This is a genomic window from Peribacillus sp. SIMBA_075 (genome assembly GCF_046534585.1).
Genome location: NZ_JAWRYN010001338.1, coordinates 1 through 245 on the forward strand (window position 1 = coordinate 1; position 245 = coordinate 245).

Here is a 245-nt window from a genome sequence, read left to right on the forward strand (position 1 = left end):
GTACTATTTGATCCAGTTGGTGCAGGAGCAACATCGTATCGAACAGAAGTTGCGAGACATATTCCGGCTGAAATTGATTTAGCGATTATTCGCGGAAATGCAGCTGAAATAGCGAACGTTATTAATGAGAGATGGGAAATTAAAGGGGTAGACGCCGGTGTTGGAAATGGCAATGTCGTAAGTATTGCAAGGCAGGCAGCGGATGAATTAAATACAGTAGCGGTGATTACTGGAAAAGAAGATGT

1 protein-coding gene is annotated in these 245 nt (G+C 42.9%); it reads left to right on the forward strand.

Features of this window, described 5'->3' with window-relative positions; all coding sequences use genetic code 11:
- A partial coding sequence (locus SB775_RS32690) for a hydroxyethylthiazole kinase (RefSeq protein WP_410865453.1) occupies nt 1–245 on the forward strand: 245 nt, incomplete at both ends.